This window comes from Plesiocystis pacifica SIR-1 (assembly GCF_000170895.1).
Taxonomy (GTDB): Bacteria; Myxococcota_A; Polyangia; order Nannocystales; family Nannocystaceae; genus Plesiocystis; species Plesiocystis pacifica.
On record NZ_ABCS01000219.1, the window covers coordinates 1 to 2,669 of the forward strand.

Consider the following 2,669-nt stretch of genomic DNA (forward strand, 5'->3'; position numbering starts at 1 on the left):
GCCGGGCACGCCGCCGGGGATTCCCTTGGTCTTGCCAGGGCTCCCCTTTTTCTGGTCGGGGATGTCCTTGGGCTTGTCGTCGGGCTGGGTGAGCTCCTCCTCGAGGTCTTCTTCCTCCTCGGGGATCTCCTCCTCCTCTTCCTCTTCTTCCATCTCGCTGCCGGCGGGCGGCGGGGGCGGAGGCGGAGGCGGAGGCGGCTCCTCAGCAGTCATCTGGACGATGATGAAGTCGATGGTGGGCGGATCGACCTTGGCGATGCCCATCTTTCCGGCGACCCACATGAAGCCGATCATCGCCACGGTGCTGGTCATGGCGAGCACGGCGGAGACGCCGAGCAATTTGGCGCGCATGGGGTTGCGCTTGGTGGTGTGGAGGTAGTGTTCGAACGCCATCGTGGAACTCCTTGGCTCGCGCGTTTCGCTCCGAGCTCAGCTGGCAACGACGGGACAGGGTAGACGGCTTGCACCGTCTGCGCAGACGCTGGCCGTCAACGCCCCTTGCCCTTCTTGCCCTTGCCCTTGCCGGCCTCGGCGGCCTCCTCTTCAGCCTTCTTTTGCTCGTAGAGCTCCTTGAGACGGGCCTCGTCGGCCGTCTCCTCCTCGGCGGTGATCGGCGCCGGGGGACAGCAGCCCAGGAACTGCTTTTGCTTCGAGAGGAGGACATAGGTGTCGCCCTCCTTGGTCAGGAAGCCCGTGTAGTTGGTGGACTTTTGGCGCTGCCACAGGTCGACCTGGGCCTGCACCTCTTCGGAGTTGTCCGGAGCCTCCTCGCCCTCGACGGCGACGGGCTTGAGGAAGGTGTAGCGGACCGTGACCATCTGCATGGTCTTGGCCGGGGCCTCGCCCTCCTCCCCTTCCCCCTCGGGTGCGGGCGGCGGCGCCTCGGCGCCCTCCTCCCCTTCCGCCGGCGGAGGCGTGACCTCGATCTCGATGCCGATCTCCCAGACGTGGCTCTCGATCTGCTTGACGGTCTCGTCGACGACGTGACCCCAGAGGCTGATCTCCTGCTCCTTCCAGGCGTCCGGGTTCGCGTCGAAGTCCGTGAACAGCTCGGTCACCTCGGGCTCGATCGGGCAGTCCGGGATCTTGTCGATGTCGCAGACGGCCTTGGTCTCTTTCCAGGCCATCATGCTGTCGCGGCGAGCCATGATCGCCTCGATCGCGTCGTCCGGAGTGTCCGGCGGATCGAGGTACTCGCGCGCGAGGGACTTTTGCGTGTAGGCCATGGATCGCCACACGTAGGGATCCCGATACTTGGGCTCGATCTCCGTCGCCGTGGTCAGCAGCTTGATCACCTCGTCGGCGATCTCCATGCGCCGCGAGGCGTCGAGGGTGCTGTTGAAGGGCAGGCCCGAGTCGACGTCGGGGAACAGCGGACCGAAGCGCCGAGTGGCGAGGGAGTACCAGGCCTTCGAGCTCTCCGGAAAGTCCTCGGTACGCTTGACGTACCACTCGTCGGCCTTGTCCGGCATCCCGCAGATGTCCTCGAAGGTCTGCGCGATGGTCATGTACAGATCTTCGTTCTGGGGGCAGGCCATGTGCATCTGCCGCCAGTGCTCGATGAGATCGTCGCAGCGAGCGTCGGCGCCGAGGATGGCCAGGCGGTGACCCTTGTAGGCCTCGAGCTCGGGGTCGCCCTTGGCTTCCTCGCCCTCTTCCGCGTCGGCTTCGGCCGCTTCTTCGCCCTCTTCACCTTCTTCATCGGCCTTGGGGGCCGAGCAGGCGGGGACGTCTTCGAAGCCAGCCGGCTTGTCGCGGCCGTCGTTCCAAGCAGAGAGCGCCTCGAGGGCGACGGTCGCGTACTCCTTGCGACGGGCGAGGTCTGCCTCGTCGGTGGAGTCCTTCAGCGCGAGGACGATGCTCTCAGCGGCCATGGCCCGGTTCCACTGCACCGTGATGCCGCCGGGTTCGAGCTCGAGGGACGCGTCGTACTTCTCGATCGCCTCGACGAACTGGCCGTTTTTGTAGAGCGTATTGCCCTCGCGAATCAGGTCGCGCGACTGGATCTTCGTGCACGCGGTCAGCCCGAGGGCCATGGAAAGCGCGGCGAGGATAGCGAGCTGTCGACGCATGGAGGGCGCCAGTGTACCGGTATGGCCCCAGGAATCAAGACGAACCTCGCCCCCTCCCCGGCTCCCAGACAAACGCCCACGACGCCGCTCGCAAGGCCCTGGAGGGCCATCGAGCGCGAACACGGCGGACTCTCCCGATGCGTGCGCGCACCCTCGAAGCTGCTCCGAGTGCCCCTTGGCGATCCGCTGGACACACGAAGCGTGATCGCGCCTACGCTGTTCTCCCGCTCGCTGCATCACTCGAATCGGATGTTGAACGAGGTCTCCGTGCACGCGCGACGCGCTTTCCCGGCGACCTTCATGGCCTTGAAGCGCCAGCGCCCGACGGCATCCTTGGCGATGCGATCGACGTCGGCGTCCCCATAGCTCTTGCGCAGCTTGATGCTCCGCTTGTCGACGCTGCCCTTGGCGTCGACGCAAAAGTAGACGTCGACGCGGCCGCGCTCGTGGTGGCGACTCGCCGCGGTCTTGCGCAGCGCCTCCTTGCTGGGGTCCGGGCACGCCAGACAGCGCAGCGCGGAGAACTCGACGGCCATGGGCGCCACGTCACCCGAACCGATGCCGCCGCCCCCTCCCCCGCCTCCGGTCCCGCAGTGC

Annotated in this window: 2 protein-coding genes and 1 pseudogene; all 3 read right to left on the reverse strand. The window is 66.5% G+C overall.

Annotated features, from left to right (window positions below; all coding sequences use genetic code 11):
• A pseudogene (locus PPSIR1_RS49885) lies at positions 1-393 on the reverse strand (hypothetical protein); the annotation flags it as partial.
• A gap of 95 nt (positions 394-488) precedes the next feature.
• The gene (locus tag PPSIR1_RS41275) at positions 489-2,072 is read right to left on the reverse strand and encodes an outer membrane protein assembly factor BamD (protein ID WP_157596538.1); all 1,584 of its coding nucleotides are present in this window, start codon (positions 2,070-2,072) and stop codon (positions 489-491) included.
• Positions 2,073-2,308: 236 nt separating this feature from the next.
• Positions 2,309-2,669, reverse strand: a 361-nt coding sequence (locus PPSIR1_RS41280; RefSeq protein ID WP_232296645.1) for an energy transducer TonB, incomplete at its 5' end; no start/stop codon positions are given.